This is a genomic window from Streptomyces sp. NPDC001663, from assembly GCF_042893105.1.
Lineage (GTDB): Bacteria > Actinomycetota > Actinomycetes > Streptomycetales > Streptomycetaceae > Streptomyces.
Genome location: NZ_JBIAUR010000019.1, coordinates 23,102 through 39,107, shown reverse-complemented (window position 1 = coordinate 39,107; position 16,006 = coordinate 23,102). Strand labels below are relative to the sequence as shown.

Annotated in this window: 16 protein-coding genes; 9 read left to right on the top strand and 7 right to left on the bottom strand. The window is 70.6% G+C overall.

Annotation, left to right across the window (positions count from 1 at the left end; all coding sequences use genetic code 11):
* The first annotated feature begins 38 nt into the window (after window positions 1–38).
* Both ACFY1L_RS44400 and ACFY1L_RS44395 read left to right on the top strand, forming a co-directional pair.
* Window positions 39–1,043 carry a LacI family DNA-binding transcriptional regulator gene (locus tag ACFY1L_RS44400; protein ID WP_388838598.1) on the top strand — a complete coding sequence of 335 codons (1,005 nt, stop codon included), beginning with the start codon at window positions 39–41 and terminating at the stop codon, window positions 1,041–1,043.
* A gap of 33 nt (window positions 1,044–1,076) precedes the next feature.
* Window positions 1,077–1,865, top strand: coding sequence for an SGNH/GDSL hydrolase family protein (locus ACFY1L_RS44395; RefSeq protein WP_388838595.1), 789 nt, complete (start codon window positions 1,077–1,079; stop codon window positions 1,863–1,865).
* A 12-nt stretch (window positions 1,866–1,877) separates the two neighbouring features.
* Here ACFY1L_RS44395 and ACFY1L_RS44390 read toward each other — a convergent pair whose 3' ends face one another.
* Both ACFY1L_RS44390 and ACFY1L_RS44385 read right to left on the bottom strand, forming a co-directional pair.
* The gene (locus ACFY1L_RS44390) at window positions 1,878–3,131 is read right to left on the bottom strand and encodes a PP2C family protein-serine/threonine phosphatase (RefSeq protein ID WP_388838592.1); all 1,254 of its coding nucleotides are present in this window, start codon (window positions 3,129–3,131) and stop codon (window positions 1,878–1,880) included.
* A gap of 94 nt (window positions 3,132–3,225) precedes the next feature.
* Window positions 3,226–4,914 (bottom strand): hypothetical protein, encoded by a 1,689-nt coding sequence (locus ACFY1L_RS44385; RefSeq protein ID WP_388838589.1) that lies wholly within the window; start codon window positions 4,912–4,914, stop codon window positions 3,226–3,228.
* A 181-nt stretch (window positions 4,915–5,095) separates the two neighbouring features.
* On the opposite strand from ACFY1L_RS44385, the gene ACFY1L_RS44380 reads away from it, so the two are divergent.
* Entirely contained in the window at window positions 5,096–6,310 is a 1,215-nt protein-coding gene (locus ACFY1L_RS44380) for a carbohydrate-binding protein (protein ID WP_388838586.1), read from the top strand.
* Window positions 6,311–6,504: 194 nt separating this feature from the next.
* Entirely contained in the window at window positions 6,505–7,107 is a 603-nt protein-coding gene (locus ACFY1L_RS44375) for a hypothetical protein (RefSeq protein ID WP_388838583.1), read from the top strand.
* Here the strand turns inward: ACFY1L_RS44375 and ACFY1L_RS44370 are convergent.
* Both ACFY1L_RS44370 and ACFY1L_RS44365 read right to left on the bottom strand, forming a co-directional pair.
* Window positions 7,091–7,762 carry a DUF4389 domain-containing protein gene (locus ACFY1L_RS44370; protein WP_388838580.1) on the bottom strand — a complete coding sequence of 224 codons (672 nt, stop codon included), beginning with the start codon at window positions 7,760–7,762 and terminating at the stop codon, window positions 7,091–7,093. The genes ACFY1L_RS44375 and ACFY1L_RS44370 overlap by 17 nt on opposite strands.
* A gap of 163 nt (window positions 7,763–7,925) precedes the next feature.
* Window positions 7,926–8,624, bottom strand: coding sequence for an alpha/beta fold hydrolase (locus ACFY1L_RS44365; protein ID WP_388838577.1), 699 nt, complete (start codon window positions 8,622–8,624; stop codon window positions 7,926–7,928).
* A gap of 202 nt (window positions 8,625–8,826) precedes the next feature.
* On the opposite strand from ACFY1L_RS44365, the gene ACFY1L_RS44360 reads away from it, so the two are divergent.
* The gene (locus ACFY1L_RS44360; protein WP_388838574.1) at window positions 8,827–9,549 is read left to right on the top strand and encodes an FAD binding domain-containing protein; all 723 of its coding nucleotides are present in this window, start codon (window positions 8,827–8,829) and stop codon (window positions 9,547–9,549) included.
* Here the strand turns inward: ACFY1L_RS44360 and ACFY1L_RS44355 are convergent.
* Both ACFY1L_RS44355 and ACFY1L_RS44350 read right to left on the bottom strand, forming a co-directional pair.
* Window positions 9,539–10,240 (bottom strand): hypothetical protein, encoded by a 702-nt coding sequence (locus ACFY1L_RS44355; RefSeq protein ID WP_388838571.1) that lies wholly within the window; start codon window positions 10,238–10,240, stop codon window positions 9,539–9,541. The two genes, ACFY1L_RS44360 and ACFY1L_RS44355, sit on opposite strands and share 11 nt — an antisense overlap.
* Before the next feature lie 23 nt (window positions 10,241–10,263).
* Complete coding sequence (locus ACFY1L_RS44350; protein WP_388838568.1) at window positions 10,264–11,187, bottom strand: SDR family NAD(P)-dependent oxidoreductase; 924 nt, start codon at window positions 11,185–11,187, stop codon at window positions 10,264–10,266.
* A gap of 145 nt (window positions 11,188–11,332) precedes the next feature.
* Here ACFY1L_RS44350 and ACFY1L_RS44345 point away from each other — a divergent pair, with 145 nt between their 5' ends.
* Window positions 11,333–12,196, top strand: coding sequence for a helix-turn-helix transcriptional regulator (locus ACFY1L_RS44345; protein WP_388838564.1), 864 nt, complete (start codon window positions 11,333–11,335; stop codon window positions 12,194–12,196).
* A gap of 4 nt (window positions 12,197–12,200) precedes the next feature.
* On the opposite strand, the gene ACFY1L_RS44340 is transcribed toward ACFY1L_RS44345, so the two are convergent.
* On the bottom strand, window positions 12,201–12,941 hold the full coding sequence (locus ACFY1L_RS44340; protein WP_388838561.1) for a GntR family transcriptional regulator: 741 nt from the start codon (window positions 12,939–12,941) through the stop codon (window positions 12,201–12,203).
* A gap of 212 nt (window positions 12,942–13,153) precedes the next feature.
* On the opposite strand from ACFY1L_RS44340, the gene ACFY1L_RS44335 reads away from it, so the two are divergent.
* Genes ACFY1L_RS44335 through ACFY1L_RS44325 form a run of 3 tightly spaced genes read left to right on the top strand, consistent with a single transcriptional unit; the run spans window position 13,154 to window position 16,004 of the window.
* A complete protein-coding gene (locus ACFY1L_RS44335) occupies window positions 13,154–14,305 on the top strand; it encodes an ABC transporter substrate-binding protein (RefSeq protein WP_388838558.1) in 1,152 nt (383 codons plus the stop codon).
* Window positions 14,302–15,201, top strand: coding sequence for an ABC transporter permease (locus ACFY1L_RS44330; protein ID WP_388838555.1), 900 nt, complete (start codon window positions 14,302–14,304; stop codon window positions 15,199–15,201). The genes ACFY1L_RS44335 and ACFY1L_RS44330 overlap by 4 nt, the downstream gene beginning before the upstream one ends.
* The gene (locus ACFY1L_RS44325; protein ID WP_388838553.1) at window positions 15,189–16,004 is read left to right on the top strand and encodes an ABC transporter permease; all 816 of its coding nucleotides are present in this window, start codon (window positions 15,189–15,191) and stop codon (window positions 16,002–16,004) included. Before ACFY1L_RS44330 ends, ACFY1L_RS44325 begins: the two co-directional genes overlap by 13 nt.
* Window positions 16,005–16,006 lie beyond the last annotated feature (2 nt).

Sequence of the window (16,006 nt, the reverse complement as noted above, 5' to 3'; positions counted from 1 at the left end):
CGCCCACAACGTGCACACACCCCGGTAGGCTTCCCGGCATGGCCAGGCCCAACAAGCGCACCACCCTCAGGGAGGTGGCCGAGGCCACGGGCCTCTCCACCGCAGCCGTCTCCTACGCCCTGCGTGGCAAGCACGTTTCCAAGGAGACCGAGGAGCGGGTGCGCCGGGCCGCGGCCGAGCTCGGCTACGAGGCCGATCCCATCGCCCGCGCCCTGGCCAGCGGCCGCACCAGCATGGTCGGCGTCCTCGCGGGCGACCTGCAGGACCTGTGGCAGCAGCAGCTGATGGCGGCCATCGGACGGGAGCTGCTGGCGGGCGACCGCTACGCCCTGATCCTGGACGCGGGCGGCGACCCCGACCGCGAGCTGGTCCTCGCCAAGCAGCTGCGCGACCAGCGGGTCGACGCGCTGCTGGTGTCTCCCGTGGACCCCTCCGCCAAGGGCTGGGCCGCGATCGCCGACGCGCTGCCGGTGGTGGCTGTCGGCGACTCGCTGAGCCGGGCACGGACGGCCGGTCAGGTCATCTTCGACAACCGGGCCGGCATCGACGCCGTGCTGGACTATCTGCACGGGCTCGGCCACCGCCGGGTGACCGTCCTGACCCCGACCCGGCCGAGCACACCGGACCGTCCCGCCGACGTGTATGTGCGCGAGGCGGCCGACCGGCTCGGCCTGCGGGCCGAACTGGTGCCCTGCCCCCAGGAGTTGGGCGAGGCGACGGCGGTGGCACGCCGGGTGCTGGACGGTGCGCGCCCCACGACCGCCGTGTTCTGCTTCTCGGACTCGCTGGCGTACGGGGTGTACGCGGCCGCGGCGGAGGCCTCGCTGACGGTGGGCAGGGACGTCTCCGTGGTCGGCTTCGACGACCATCCGGTGTCACGGGTGCTCACCCCGCCGCTGACCACGGTGGACTGGGGGCTGACCGACATCGCGGCGGAGGCGGCGCGGCTGACCGTCGCGGCGATCGAGGGGAAGCGGGTACGGAAGAAGCGGGTGCTGTGTGCGCCGCGGATGAGCGAGCGCGGGTCCGCGGTGCGGGTCTGAACTCCTGATGAACCGCAGATAGACTCGTGCGGCATGACCGTCTCACACCCGTTCATGCGCTACGTCGCGATCGGCGACAGTCTGACCGAGGGCATCGGCGACCCCGGTCCGGCGGGCGGGCACCGCGGTTGGGCCGACCGGTTCGCCGAGATCCTCGCGGAGGCGCAACCGGGTCTCGCCTACGCCAATCTCGCCGTACGCGGAAAGACCAGCACGCAGATCAGAGCCGATCAGCTCGGCCCGGCCCTCGCGTTGCAGCCGGACCTGGTGACCGTGACGGCGGGCATGAACGATGTCGTACGCCCGCGCTTCGACCCCGAGTCGGTCGCCGCGAACATCGAGGAGACGTTCGCCCGGCTGACCGCGGCGGGCGCCCGCGTCGCCACCATGACCTTCCCGGACCTGGGCAAGGTCTCACCGGTCGCGCGTCGGGTGCGGCCGCGGATCCTCGACCTCAACGCCCGTCTGCGGATCGTGGCGGCGCGGCACGGTGTCGCTGTCCTGGACGTCTTCCCGCACCCGTTCACGGCCGACCCGCGCCTGTGGAGCGACGATCGGCTGCACGCGAGCCCCATCGGGCATGAGCGAATAGCCGCCGGCATGGCTCACAGGTTCGGCCTGCCGGGCTACGACGGCTGGACGGAGCCCCTGCCGCCGCGCTCCCCCGTCCCCGTCCTCCATGCCGTCGGGGCCGATGTGCGCTGGGCCGTGGACCATGTCGGACCCTGGCTGTGGCGACGTCTGCGCGGCCATGTGCCGGGCGACGGATTCACGGCGAAGCGGCCCGTGCCGGGCCCTGTGACGCCACAGCACGCGGGCTGAACAGCGCCCAGGCTAGCGGTGTCCCGTGGAGCGCGGGCGGGCGGCCAGGACCGCCACGTCGTCCTCGGCGTGCCGGGCGGCCAGGCGGGCCAGAACGGTTTCGAGGATGGCCTCGACACCGGCCCCCGGCGTGAAACGGATGCGGGTGAGCCGGTCCAGGGACAGGTCGATGTCCTCGCCCCGGCGCTCGACCAGGCCGTCCGTGAACATCAGCAGGGTCTGGGCCTCGTCCAGGCCGTACGTCGCGGGTTCGTAGCCGCCGACTCCGGTGCCCAGGGGTGGCCCGACGGGCACCGGGAGCACCGAGGTGTCGCCCTGCCCGCCGATCAACGCGGGTGGCAGATGGCCGGCTCCGGCCAGCGTGACCTGAGCGCGCACCGGGTCCACCCGGGCGACCAGGCACGTGGCCGGCCTGCGGTCCGGTTCGCCGGCGGCGATGTCATCCAGCTGGCGCAGGATGCGGTGCGGCGGCAGATCGGCGGCGGCGAGCGAACGCAGATCGGCGCGGTACGCGGTCATGTCGACGGCGGCCTCCACGCCGTGCCCCATGACGTCGCCGACGACCAGCAGCGTGCGGCCGAAGTGCAGCCGTGCGGTCTCGCACCAGTCACCCCCGACCAGGGCACGCCTGCCCGCGGGCAGGTACCGGGTGGCCACCTCAAGGTTCGGATGCGGCCGTCCGGGTTCGGTGCGCAGGGCGCGCTGCAGGTTCCCGGCGGTCCGGCTCACCTCGGCGTACTCCCGCGCGTGGCGGATGTGTGAGGCGGCCCGTTCGGTCAGGAGGGCGAAGAGTTCCGCGTCGGCATGGGTGAAGGGGTCGCCCTCCCGGGCGCACACGAGGATGCCGTAGTAGTGCTCGCCGGTGGCCAGGGGGACGCAGAGCACCGGCCGGAGCGTGCCGACCGCCGGGTAGGCGATGCGCTGCCCGTCCCTCTCGGTCGACGGGTGGGACGAGGGGGACGTCGTGTCCCGGGCCACGGCGGCTGCCCATGGGGCGTCCGGGAGGGCGACCGCGTCCCCGGTGATCGCCTCGTAGCCCGAGACGGTCGCTCCGTCGACCCGCATGACCGCGGCCGAGCAGCCGAACCGGTCGGCGACAATCCGGGTCAGCTCCGCACAGGTCGTTCCCTCGTCGAGCGTCGTGCCGATCCGGGCCAGCACCGCCCGCAGCTCCCCCGTCGCGACCGGTGCGTCCTCCACCGGGCCGGACGGGTCCACGCGCCCGGCCGCGTCCTTCGCCGGGGGACCGCGGAGCGAGCGGATCAAGCGGACAACACCGAACACCATCAAATCGTGTCAAACCCAAGGAGTGCCTGCACCGCGCACCGGGCCCGCCCCAGCGGGAGGCAGTCCATGGCGCTCAGTCCCCCCGTCCGCAGCAGGCGTCCGTGGAACCGGCGACCGCCTCAAGACGGCAGAAGCAGGACGCCTCGATCGGTACGTCCGCCGTCGCGGTGGCCAGCTTCAGCTGCTGGGCCACGATCTGCGCCTCGCCGTCCTTTCCGAGCCGTACGAGGCACTCGTGGAAGCCGTGCAGGGACCAGACGTTGCCCGGGTGCTGCTGTGCGCGCGGCAGGGTTGCGTCCAGGCCCAGGTCGGCGCGGTAGACGGCCTCGGCCTCGGCGACCAGGCCCTGTTCCAGGAGCAGTGCGCCGTACGCATGGCGGGTGGGCTGCATCCAGCCCCACGGCTCGTCGTACGGCAGGCCGTCGTCTAGTTCGATCGACCGGCGCAGGGCGGCGAACGCCGCTTCGTGGTTGCCCTTGCGGTAGTCGAGCTCGCCGTCGAGCATCTCGGCGGCGATCGCCAGGATGTCCGCGCAGGTGTTGTTGAACAGCATGCGTGTGTCGGGGACTTGGGCGACCGCGGCGCGGAAGAGTTCGCGCTCGGCCTCGGCCTCGTCGATCCGGCCCGTGGCCGAGAGCGCGACGCCGCGTGCGTAGTGCAGCATCGCCGTGGTCACGCAGTACAGCCGTGCGTCGGCGGGCAGCGGAAGGGCGAGGATGGCGTCCCAGCGGCCGAAGCGGATGAGCACGTGCACCCGCATGGCGAGGAAGCCCTCCAGCCAGTCGGCCATGGGCGGGCTCTGCACGCGCATCAGGTCCTCGGGCACGGCAGCTTCGAGTCGGTGCACGGTCTCGATCGCGTCCTGGAAGCGGCCGAGGAACATCGCGCCGTAGATCTTGAAGTGGAGGTTGTGGCACCGGTACAGGGTGTAGAAGTTCATCGCCCCGGCCTTGGCGTGGAACTTCTCGTCGACTTCGATCGCCGTGGTGTTGTCGGAGACGACTCGGCGGTAGTCACCGCAGAGCACTTCGAGATGTGACGGCATGTGCTGCAGATGTCCGGCGTCCGGCACGAGATTGCGCAGCCGTTCACCGGCGGGCAGGGCGGTCTCGGGGGTCGGGGACATCTCCATCAGGTGGATGTACATGTGGAGCAGGCCCGGGTGCCGACCGCCTGTCTCCTTGGCGAGTGCTCGCTCCAGCACCGCCCTGGCCTCGACGGTGCGCGCGCCGGGAGCCGGCTTGCCCGTGCGGAGGTCCCAGAGCTGCCAGGGGGTGAGGTTCATCAGGGCGTCGGCGTACAGGGTGGCCACGTCGAGGTCGTCGGGGGCCAGTCCGTGGACGGCCCGCATGCTGTCGGCGTAGGCGATGTTCCACACCGAGCACTCCTCGACGGCCGGGGCCCGGTGCTGCGGATAGCGGGCGCTCAAGGCGTCGATGAGAGCCTGCTCGACCGGGGTGGCAGCGGCGGCCTTCGCCTGGGCGCTCTGGACGGCCGCGTGCGTGCGCTCCACCGTCCGCGCCAGGTCCTGCTCGTCGAAGAACTCCCAGGGCTTGTTGTAGTTGGGGCCCAGTGCGTAGGCGACACCCCAGTCGGCCATGGCGCAGTCGGGATCCGCCGCGGCGGCGGCCTCGAAGCAGCGGACGGCCTCTTCGTGGTTGAAGGCGTAGGTCCAGTTCAGTCCGCGGTCGAACCACGACTGCGCTTCGGAGGACGAGGTCGTCACGCGTCGGCCGTGGCTGCCGAGGTCGTAATAGGTCACGAGTCACGAAATACCGCACATCGGCGGTGACACACAAGTCCCACCACCTGCACCGACAGTGGCACCGTAAAGGGAACGTATGGTCTAGACCAAGATGCTGTTTGGTCTAGTCCAGAGCGTGGACATGTCACCGACTCGGCGGGAAGCTGGGGCACTCCCCCACCCCCACCGGAGGCACACCGTGAGACGTCTTCGTGCATGTCTGGGCGCAGCCGCCGCCGTCGGACTCACCGCCGTGGGCACCACAGCCCTGGTAGCGGGCAACGCCTCGGGCGCGACCGCCACGCTCGACAACCGCTGGTACGCGGCGGCTCCCTATCTGATGCCGCTGGACAACGACCCGCCGGACCCGGGCGCCATCATGGATGCCACCGGCCTCAAGGCCTTCCAGCTCGCCTTCGTCCTGGCCCCCAACGGCGGTGGCTGCTCACCCACTTGGGGCGGCACCGCACCGGTCTCCTCGGACACCGCCGTGCAGTCCGTCATCAACGGCATCCGCGCCAAGGGCGGCGACGTGTCCGTCTCCATCGGAGGCTACGGCGGCACGAAGCTCGGCCAGGTGTGCTCGGACGCGGCGGCGACGGCGGCCGCGTACCAGCAGGTCATCACCAAGTACGGCCTCCACGCGATCGACTTCGACCTGGAGGAGCCGGAGTACGAGAACACGGCAGCGATCAAGAACGAGATCGGCGCCGCGAAGATACTCCAGCAGAACAACCCGGGGCTGTACGTCTCCGTCACGACGGCCGGCACGGCCGACGGCACCGGCTGGTTCGGCAAGCAGATGCTGCTGGAGGCGAAGTCGCAGGGCTTCACGCCGAACAACTTCTCCATCATGCCGTTCGACGGCGGCTTCAACGGAGCGGCCTCGCAGACCAGCGCGCTGACCAACTTCAACGCCATCCTGCAGTCGACGTTCGGCTGGGACCAGGCGACGGCCTACGCCCATGAGGGCTTCTCCGGCATGAACGGGCGCAGCGACACCGGCGAGATCTTCACCCAGGCCGACTTCCAGACCGTGCTGGACTACGCCACCAGCCACAACATGGACCGCTTCACGTTCTGGTCCCTCAACCGCGACCGGCAGTGCACGCCGCCCGACAACGGCGGCCGTACGTCGGGCACTTGCTCGAGCGTGGCGCAGAACTCCTGGGACTTCGCGAAGTATTCGGTGAAGTTCGCGGGCGCCACCCCGCCGTCCTCGACGCCCACCCCGACCCCCACACCGACTCCGACGCCCACCGGGTGCAAGGCCGCCTGGAGTTCGGGCTCGGTCTACACCGCGGGCGACGAGGTCTCGTACAACAAGCACAACTGGAAGGCGAAATGGTGGACCCAGAACGAGGTCCCGGCCGCCACCGACTGGGGTCCGTGGCAGGACGAGGGGGCGTGCTGATTCCGGCTCGCTCCTGGCGACGGCGCGAGTGGCCGGATTCCTTCCCCCGGTCGGCCCGTCCTCTGTCCACTGGGTATCCCTGCGCATAGGCCGAAGCGGACTGCGTTGGGGGGGCTGGCACTGTGGCGCGCCGAGGGTGGACTTCCAGCCCCTCTCAGACACACCGATCATGGCGACGGAACACCGTGGCGTCCGTGCGGGCGCCCGGACGCCACGGGCCCAGGTTTCGCGACGTACTGCCGGCGCTCGCCGGAGTGGTTGCCGCGTGGTGCTCGGTGGTCGCCGTACTCGCCACCGGCTATCGAGCACTCGGGATCGGTGTTCCCCTCGGGGGAGTCGCGCTTCTGGTCTTCCTCGTCGTGATGGGAGTCCGGCGCCGACGTCCGGCGGCACGCCGACGGCTCGGTTACTACGACCCCGGCGAACTGCTCGAACTCGACACCGAGGGACTCGCATTGGCCGTGGCCCGGATGCTGCGCCGGGACGGGTGGCGGGTACGGCTGCTGCCCGCACCGGACCGGCCGCGACTCTGCGCCCGGGACAGCAGTGGCCGCCGGCTCGACGTGGCCTTCCGGCCGGTCGCGGAGCCCCTCCCCGACGAGGACGTGCCGCACTCCGAGCTGCGCGGCACGGACACCGCTCCGCATCTCCAACTGGTCGTGCACCGCGGCACTTTCAGAGACCGTGACATCCGTTGGGCGCGGCGTCAGGGCAAGACATGGCTGCTCGACGGCTCCTCGCTCCGGCGCTGGGGCCAGGGCACGCGGCTGAGCGAGCTGCTCACGCCCGGTCGGTGACGGTGACCGGGGAGTCCTGGCCGCCCGGGTCGAGGCGGAACGGCGGGTACTGATCCGTCATCAGTGCGGCATAGGCGGCCACCCGTGCGGCCCAGCGGGCCAGGCCCAGCAGGAAGTCGAAGAGGTGAACCGGGTAACGGGCGGTGAACGCCAGGATGATCACAGCGACCAGTGAGAGGAAGGGGATCAGGCCGCCGCCACGCCAGCTGTCACCTTCTCCCCAACCCCAGCCACCGACGAAAATGCCGACGACGATGTACTGCGGGATGGCCAGCAACCACCACTTCACCAGGACCAGGCCGCGGGAGAGACGCTCCGGATAGGCGATGTCGAAATGCGCCGGGTAGTCGGGCACTTCCGCCAGGGTGAACGGCGGGTACCGGTCGGTGCCGAGCGCGGTGTGGGCGTAATAGCTGACACGCCAGTTCCAGCGCATTACGCCGACATTGAAGTCGAAGAGGGACCGGGGGTAGCGGCCGGTGAAGAGGATGGCGAAGAACGCGACGACGGTCACGAAGAAGAACGCGATCCACAGGAAGAACAGCACGATGTAGTGCGGGATCGCGAGGAGCCACTTCACCAGCCACAGCCATCTGGACAGCCGGGGATCGAGAAACGCTTCGATACGCACAGGCGACGCGGTGACAGGAATCATGTGGCCAACTCCTTTGGAGCGTTCCCGCCCGACGGCCACCCCTCCATGCCCTCCCCCGAACGGGCAGGCGGCAAGGCGGTCACCTGATCATGAGTTCAGGCTCGCACGAGAGACGGAAGGCCGCGACTCGGGTGCCTCCCGCTCGGCACTCCTCCGGTCCCGGCTAGAGGTCGATCGCGCCGTCCGCCGCGCAGGCCTGCGTGGCCAGCCCTTGCGCGTCCTGATCCGGCTGCAGTATCTGGGCGACGATCTCGCCCGTGGCCCGGTGCCAGTCGGCGCTGCGGCGGAGCATCGCGTGGTCTCCGCCTTTGACCATGACCATGCCGGCCTGGGCCCCCGCGGCCCGGGCCCGGCGCACATAGTCCGCCGATTCGGCGGGAGACGTCACGCGGTCGCGGTCACCGTGCACGACCACCAGCCGCACACCGCCGAGATGGGCGGCGGAGTCCTGGGGCGGACACCACGGTGCCAGTGCGAGCACGCCGTGCACCAGCGGGTGCGATGCGGCACGCAGGGCCGCTCTCGCGCCCATCGAGTGCCCTACGAGGATGGTGGGCACGTCGCCGACCAGCCGCTCGAGTTCGTCGAGCGCCCGTAGTGCGTCCTGGGCGGGATCGCTGTCGTTCCAGCCCTGGTACCGGTAGCGAACGTGCCCGAGCAGGACGTCTCCGGGCGAGGCCGCCGCGGCGGCCCGCAGAACCGGGTGCATACGGAGCGCGGCCGGCTGCCACGGGCGCGCCGCCCGACGGCTCACCTCGCGCCCGCCGTGCAGTGTCACGATCGCCGCGGTCGCGGCTCCGCTCGGCGCGTGCCGCACCATCAGCGCGGACTCGTTGCGCTGCACGTCCCCACCAGCCCTCATCGATACGGCACCTCTCCGCTCCGGACTCCCCCATCCTCCCCCAGAGATCCGGAGCGCCGACTGCGCGGGGGGCGCACTAAGCGGAGAAGTGAGCCCTGTACGCGCCTCCACGCGGACGGGGAAAATGCGCCAGGTCGGCGGTCTCGTGACCGAGTCGTCGTGCACCTCAGCTCCAACTCGTCGAGAAAGCAGGTCGGCTCCCGTGCTGCTACGTCTGCCCGAGTCCGTGTCCGAAGCGCAGGAGTGCATGGCGGAGGGGGCGGTGCCCATCGGCGGGGCGACGCTCGTCTGGGCGGGCTGGCAACAGGACGGGTTTCCGGCGCAGGCCATGTCGCTGCGCAACCTCCCGGAGGCCAACGTCATCGCGCGCGGGACGCTGGGTTCCGCCGTGGTGCTGAACCGGATCGACGACCGGGTGCCCGAGGTCCTCGCGCATGCGGCCGCCACGGTGGGCACCGGAGCCGTACGCCGCACGGCCACCGTCGGCGGCAACCTCGTCGGCAGCACGCTGCGCTGTCTGCTGCCGGCCGCCCTGGTGCTGGACGCCCGGGCGACAGTGCTCGACCAGGACCGGGTCTACGAGACCGACCTCGCCGAAGTCCTGGCCAAGCGCCACCTGCTGCTCAGCCTCCACTGGCGCGATCCGCTCACCAGCAGCTACCGCAAGCTGCCCGGCGAGGCGGGCGGACCGCCGCCGCTCGTCGTCGCCGCCGCGGTGCGCACCGGCGACGGCGGCCGCAACCGCCTGCACGTGGCCGTCCGTGACGGCTACGACGTGCTCACGGACAGCGTTGGCTGCGATGCCGGGAGCGACGAGGCGATCGACTCTTTGGCGGACACCTCCATCGGCACGCTCGAGCCGGCGGCGTGGGGAGCCGTACGTGAGCACGTCACCCACTTGCTGGCTCGCCCGGTCAGTCGGTGAGGCCCTCCACGTCCAGCACCTCGGCCGGCTTCGGGGCCTGGACGTTCAGCGGTTCGTCGAAGTCGCTGAACGATGTGGTGGTGTGGTAGTCGGTGCCTTTGTAGACCGTTCTGAGTAGGTACGGCTTGCCGTCGGTGGCCACGTAGAAGGTGTACGTGCCTTCCTTGACCGATTCGTCGGTCACGGTCAGTGCGAGAGCGTTCCTGCCGTCGATGCGCGTGATCCTGCCCTTCGTCGCCTTGCCGAAGGAGTCGAAGGAGCGTTCGCAGGAGGTGAGACCGTTCTCGCCGTCCTGCCCCTCCTCGACGGGCGACTTCACCCACAGCTTCAGTGAGCTGCGGACGCTCGTGTCGCCCTTCCATCGCTGGAGGTAGGTGCGGTCCGGGCGGACGTAGTCCGTTTCGCCGAGCCGGATCTGTTCGAGGCTGCCGCCCTCGGACCAGGTGGTCTTCGCCCGGCACCGATCGTCCAGGTCGGTCACGAGCCGGCTGGTGACGGTGCCGCCTTTGGTCGCGTCGGCGGTGACGTCGATCCTCACGGACTTCAGTGCGCGCATCGTGTCGTTGGCGTCGTCGAGTATCTCCTCGGCGGACCGCTCGTCGGCGCTGCCGTCGCCACCGCATCCCGATACCGCTGCTCCCGTCAACAGGCATGTGAGTGCGGTCGTCACCGCGGCGGCCATGTTCCGCATGGATCCCCCTGTCCAGTCCATGATCAGCCGGGAGAGCGTACCAACCGTTCGGCGGCGTCCCAGAGTTCACGCTCACGCTCCGGGTCGTACGACTCCGCCGACGACCGGGCCACCCGCGCACGGTCGACATACGAACCGGTCGGAGCAGGGATCGCGCCGAGGGCGAGGTCGGCGAGGTGGCGGCCCGCGGCCGTGCGGGTGGTGGCGAAGAGGGTGAGGGTGAGCGCCGGCAGGATGCGGCGCATCGCGAAGCGGGAGAGGGCGTCCGCGTGGCGGGCCAGGCCGGTGCCGGGGACGAAGCCCGGGTTGTAGGCGACGGCGTCGATGCCGGCCGGCAGGCGGCGTGCGTACTCGTGGACGAGATGGATGGCGGCCAGTTTGCTCGTCGAGTACGCGGTGCGGCCTGCGGCCGTGGTGTGCGGCTCGGGGAAGGCGCCCGGGCGGGCGAGGGTGTCCGGGGCGCGCCAGGCCGGACCGGGGACCATGCCCAGGTTGTGCCTGAAGTCGCCGAAGTGGGTGTCGCTGACCGTGATCACGATCCGGGCGGGGCGGGCGAAGTGCTCCTGGAGCCGGCGGACGAGCAGGTGGTTGGCCAGGACGTTGACGGCGAATGTGGCCTCGTGGCCTTCGGGTGTCTCGGTGAGCGCGTTCGTGTACTGGATGCCCGCGTTGCCCACGAAGCCGTGCAGGGGCGGCAGTTCACCGCGGTCGAGCCGGTCACGGATCTCCCCGGCCGCCGAGCGGACGCTTTCGAGTGACCCGAGGTCTGCCGTGACGTCTGTGACCTTCCGCCCGGTTGCTGCACCCAGTTCGGCGGCCGGCCGCGGCCCGGAGGAGCCGCGCGCCACGACGAGGAGGTGTGTGTCAGGCGAGTCACGCAGGATTCGCTCCGCTGCGATACGGCCGATTCCGCGGCCGGCGCCCGTCATCACGATGGTGGACTGCATGTACGGCTCCTTCGCCGGTCGGAATCCGATTCGAGCGGTGCGTCACCCACGCTCGCCTCTCCCCGTCCCGGCAGCCAGGGCCGCCCGCAACGGTAGGACCGGCAGTACCCAGGCTGATCCCGGCGCGGGTGACGACAATGGCCGTATGGCTGCCTCCCGCTCCGACTTCGGCTCGCTTCTGCACGCCTGGCGCGACCGACTCTCCCCCGCCGACGCCGGCTTCACCGCCACGGCCGGTCGGCGTGCCCCGGGGCTGCGCCGTGAGGAACTCGCGCAGCTGGCCGGCCTTTCCGTCGACTACGTACTGCGTCTGGAGCAGGGGCGCGCGCAGCACCCATCGGCCCAGGTCGTCGGCGCGCTCGCCCGGGCCCTGCAGCTCTCGCGGGCCGAACGCGACGAGCTGTACCGGAGCGCCGGGTTGCTGCCGCCGCAGGACGCCACGATCCACACGCACGTTCCGCCAGGCGTCCAGCGACTCACCGCACGCCTGGCGGATGTGCCCATCGGGGTGTTCTCCGCCGACTGGAGCCTGGTGTGGTGGAACGCCATGTGGTGCGCCCTGCACGGTGATCCCGAGACCCTGCCCGTCTCCGAACGCAACCTCGCCCGCGCCGTGTTCGGCGACGGACCCGCCCACGCCGCGCTGCGTCCGTTCCGCTCCGAGCGAGCGGACGACGCCTTCGCCGCGTCGATCGTCGCCGACCTCAAACACGCCGTGTCCCGCTACCCCGCCGACGTCCAACTGGCCCGCCTGGTGGAGGACTTGAGGACGGCGTCTCCTGCCTTCGCCCACTATTGGGCCACGGCGACGGCCTCTCAGCACACGAGCGACCGCAAGACCGTCGAGCATCCCGAGGTCGGAGACATCGTCCTCGACTGCGACGTCCTCGTGGTGCCGGGCGCGGACCTGCGGATGGTCACCTACACGGCGGCAGCCGGGAGCAGCGACGCGGGTAAGCTGGACCTTCTGCGCGTCACGGGCGGCCGGACCTCCCCGACGCGTCCCTGACGCCTCACTCGGCCGTCTTGCGGGCCAGTGCGTTGTTGTCGATGGAGTTGTGCACGCTGAAGCTCACGGCGTCCGAGCGGTAGCGGTCGTCCGACCACTCCACCGGGCGTCCCTCGCGGGTCGTGGTCACGCGGCGGACGCGCAGCAGGGGGCTGGTGCGGCGGATGCCGAGCAGGTCGGCGTCCTGGGCGCCGGCCGCGACCGCGTCGATGATGTGCTCGCCGTATGCGAAGACCAGGCCCGTGCTCTCGAACAGCAGCTGGGTGACGGACGCGGCGTCGGGGTCGATGACCTCGACGGCGGGTGAGATCCAGTCGGCGTACACGGTGCGCTCCACCAGGACCGGTTCGCCGTCCAGGCCGCGCACGCGCAGGACGTGCAACACCCTTGTACCCTCGCGCAGTTGGAGCCGGGCGGCGTCCTGCGCTGTGGCGGGCAGGTACTCCTGCGCCACGACGCGCCCGGTCGCCTCCCGGCCCATGGCGCGCGCCCACTGGGCGAAGCTGCGCAGTTCGGCGAAGCTCTGGCTGCGCCGGCTGGCCAGGACGACACGACGGGCGCCCTGCCGGGAGCCGATGAGGCCCTCGGTGGTCAGGGCGGCGACGGCCTGGCGGACCGTGCCGCGGGAGACGCCGTAGTGGGCGGCGAGTTCGGACTCGGAGGGCAGCCTGCCGCCGACCGCGTACTCCTCGCGGTCGATCGCCCGCCGCAGTTCGTCGGCGATCTCCTCGTGTCGCGTCGGCACCGTTTCCCTCCGAGTCGGCAGCTGTGCACAGCGTGACCACCCTAGTCGAGGCCGGCGGGTGACTGCGCTTTCCTCGAACTGTGCAGGGATTGGGAGGTCACAATTTCGCCACTGTTTACGAACGCGTCACCACAGGCAGCATTACTGGGGCCAACTTGTTCAGACAAGTTGCCGCCTCTTGTGCGTCCCCTGCACCCCCTTCTGGAGTCACCGTGTCCCAGCCGAGAACAGCCGTCCTGACCGGCTCCCTCGCGGTCGTAGCCGCGCTCGCCCTGAGTGCCTGCGGCGCCGCTCCCGACAACGCGTCGACGACCGCCGACGGCAAGAACGCCGCCACCGCCAGCTCCGCCGCCGACTTCGGCGGTATGGACGCGCTGGTGAAGGCGGCCAAGAAGGAGGGCACGCTGCACGCCATCGCGCTGCCCCGCGACTGGGCCAACTACGGCGCGCTGATCGACGGTTTCAAGAAGAAGTACGGCATCAAGATCGAGGTGGAGAACCCCGACGGCTCCAGCCAGGACGAGATCAACGCGGTGACCTCCCGCAAGGGCCAGGACCGCGCCCCGGACGTCCTCGACCTCGGCTCCTCCTTCGCGCTCAGCGCCGCCCAGCAGGGCCTGCTCGCGCCGTACAAGGTCGCCTCGTACGCGGACATCCCCACCGGTCAGAAGGACCCCAAGGCGCGCTGGTACAACGACTACGGCGGCTACATCTCCATCGGCTGCGACGCCAAGCGCGTGAAGACCTGTCCGACGACCTTCGCGGACCTCCTCAAGCCGCAGTACAAGGGCCAGGTCGCGCTCAACGGCAACCCCACCAAGTCGGGTTCGGCCTTCGGTGGCGTCTACGCGGCCGCGCTCGCGAGCGGTGGTTCCTTCGACAACATCCAGCCCGGTCTGGACTTCTTCGCCAAGCTGAAGAAGAACGGCAACTACACGCCCGTCGAGTCGACTCCGGCGACCGTCGAGAAGGGCGAGACGCCGATCAGCATCGACTGGGACTACCTGAACGCCGGTTACGCCGACGAGTTCAAGTCCAAGGGCGTCGACTGGAAGGTGTCGGTGCCGTCCGACGGCCAGTTCTCGCAGTACTACTCCCAGGCCATCAACAAGGACGCCCCGCACCCGGCGGCCGCCCGCCTGTGGCAGGAGTACCTCTACAGCACCGAGGGCCAGAACCTGTGGCTCAAGGGGTACGCCCGTCCGGCGCTGATGACGGCCATGGAGAAGGCCGGCACGCTCGACAAGACGGCCGCGGCCAAGCTGCCGAAGGTCTCCGGTACGCCGTCCTTCCCGACCGAGGCCCAGCAGAGCAAGGCCAAGACGGTCATCGCGCAGGGCTGGGCGAAGGCCGTCTCCGGATGACGGCCACCCTCACGGGCGTGGACGTGGCGCCGCCGGTCGCTTCGGTGAAGCGGCGGCGCCGTGCCCCCGGCTGGCTCGCCGTCGTCCCGCTGCTCGTGTTCACCGCGATCGCCTTCGGGGTACCGGCGATCGCCATGCTGAACGGCGCGTTCACCGTCAAGAACCAGACGACGGGGGCGACTTCGTACAGCGCGGAGAACCTGACCACCTCGCTGCACGGCGCCTACCTGACCGCCCTGCTCGGCAGTGTGAAGCTCTCCGCCGTCTCCGCGGGCATCGGCACCGTGCTCGGACTGCCGCTCGCGCAGGTCGTGGTCACCTCCCGGTTCCAGGCACTGCGCAACGCCGCGCTCACCGCGTCCGGCGTGCTCGCCAACTTCGGCGGCATCCCGCTGGCCTTCGCCTTCGTCGCCACGCTCGGCAACGCCGGTGTACTGACACGGCACTTGGGCCTCACGGACAAGGGCTGGGATCTCTACAGCTTCTGGGGCCTGGTCATCGTCTACCTGTACTTCCTGATCCCGTTGATGGTGCTCACCATCATGCCCGCGCTGGAGGGCCTGCGCTCCCAGTGGCGGGAGGCGGCGCAGAACAACGGGGCTACGGCCGTGCAGTACTGGCTGCACGTCGCCCTGCCAGTGCTGGTGCCCTCGCTGCTGGGCGGGTTCGTGCTGCTCTTCGGCAGCGCGTTCGCCGCCTACGCCACCGCCGCGGCGATGGTGGGCAGTTCGGTCCCGCTGGTCACCCTGCAGATCGCCGACGCCATCTCCGGCAACGTGCTCGTCGGCCAGGAGAACGTGGCGCTCGCGCTCAGCCTCGACATGGTCCTGGTCGCGGGCCTCGTGATGGCCGTGTATCTGCCCCTGCAACGACGGAGTACGCGATGGCTCGCCTGAACCCGTGGCGGTGGGTCGTCCTCGGCCTCGCCGCGCTGTACTTCCTGGTGCCCCTGGCCGCGTCCGTGGTCTTCACCGTGGACGTGCCCGGGCAGGGCGTCACCTTCGACGCCTACTCGCAGATCGTCTCCACCGACGGCTTCGTCTCCAGCCTGCTGCTCTCGCTGGAGCTGGCGCTCGCGACCATCGCAATCGTGCTGCTGCTGATGGTGCCCGCCATGGTGGCGCTGCGGCTCGGCGCGCCCCGGCTGCGGCCGGTGGTCGAGGTGATCTGCCAACTGCCGCTGGTCGTCCCGCCGATCGCGTTCGTCGCCGGGATCTCGACCGTGCTGAAGTGGGGCCCCGAGTACCTGTCGCGGACCCCGCTGTTCGAGACGTTCGTGGCAGTCCAGAACCCGAGCTTTCCGTTCGTGCTGGTCATGGCGTACGTCGTGATGGCGCTGCCGTTCGTGCACCGGTCGCTGGACGCCGGGCTGCGCGCGATCGACGTGCGGACGCTCGTGGAGGCCGCCCGCAGCTGCGGCGCGAACTGGCCGCAGGCCCTCGTGCGGACCGTACTGCCCAACCTGCGCGGGGCGCTGCTGAACGCGTCCTTCCTCACCCTCGCCCTGGTCCTCGGCGAGTTCACCGTGGCCCAGCTGCTCGGCTTCCAGCCGTTCGCGGTGTGGATCTACAGCGTCGGCGGCTCGCAGGCCCAGCTGTCCGTCGCCGTGTCCGTGCTCAGCCTGCTCGTCACATGGGCCCTGCTGCTCGCGCTCGCCGGTGTCGGCGGGCGGACCCGTACCGCTTCGTCCCGGGGATGATC

Excerpts from the sequence above, each read along its gene's own strand:
- ACFY1L_RS44400 (WP_388838598.1), top strand. The coding sequence starts at position 39 with ATGGCCAGGCCCAACAAGCGCACCACCCTCAGGGAGGTGGCCGAGGCC.
- ACFY1L_RS44370 (WP_388838580.1), bottom strand. The coding sequence starts at position 7,762 with ATGATTCCTGTCACCGCGTCGCCTGTGCGTATCGAAGCGTTTCTCGAT.
- ACFY1L_RS44345 (WP_388838564.1), top strand. The coding sequence starts at position 11,333 with ATGGCTGCCTCCCGCTCCGACTTCGGCTCGCTTCTGCACGCCTGGCGC.
- ACFY1L_RS44355 (WP_388838571.1), bottom strand. The coding sequence starts at position 10,240 with ATGCGGAACATGGCCGCCGCGGTGACGACCGCACTCACATGCCTGTTG.
- ACFY1L_RS44395 (WP_388838595.1), top strand. The coding sequence starts at position 1,077 with ATGACCGTCTCACACCCGTTCATGCGCTACGTCGCGATCGGCGACAGT.
- ACFY1L_RS44325 (WP_388838553.1), top strand. The coding sequence starts at position 15,189 with ATGGCTCGCCTGAACCCGTGGCGGTGGGTCGTCCTCGGCCTCGCCGCG.
- ACFY1L_RS44350 (WP_388838568.1), bottom strand. The coding sequence starts at position 11,187 with ATGCAGTCCACCATCGTGATGACGGGCGCCGGCCGCGGAATCGGCCGT.
- ACFY1L_RS44330 (WP_388838555.1), top strand. The coding sequence starts at position 14,302 with ATGACGGCCACCCTCACGGGCGTGGACGTGGCGCCGCCGGTCGCTTCG.
- ACFY1L_RS44365 (WP_388838577.1), bottom strand. The coding sequence starts at position 8,624 with ATGAGGGCTGGTGGGGACGTGCAGCGCAACGAGTCCGCGCTGATGGTG.